Here is a 320-nt window from a genome sequence, read left to right on the forward strand (position 1 = left end):
TTACCCGATATCGCTTCCTGCCAAACTTATGGCGGCGAGCAGCGTTGAACTTGTGTGGCATTCAGGTGTCCAGATCAGAGGCAAAATCCTCAACTACCAGAATAGCTCCTGATCGTGCAACAACGCCTCCACGCAGCGGTTCCAAATCCGGTTGTACATCTGGCGCGACAGCACGCCCGCCGGCCCGGGAGGCATTGCCAAGTTGTTCGAGGTCTCGTTTTCGATTAGGCGGCGGGGATGAAAATACCATCCGATATGCCACGCCTGAAAGGCTTCCGTTTTCCGCGCGAGATTATCGCATACGCGGTATGGGCGTATCA

Annotated in this window: 1 pseudogene; it reads left to right on the forward strand. The window is 55.3% G+C overall.

Features of this window, described 5'->3' with window-relative positions:
• Positions 1–237 precede the first annotated feature (237 nt).
• A pseudogene (locus BHD06_RS23500) lies at positions 238–320 on the forward strand (IS6 family transposase); the annotation flags it as partial.

This window comes from Roseovarius sp. A-2 (assembly GCF_002072155.1).
Lineage (GTDB): Bacteria > Pseudomonadota > Alphaproteobacteria > Rhodobacterales > Rhodobacteraceae > Roseovarius.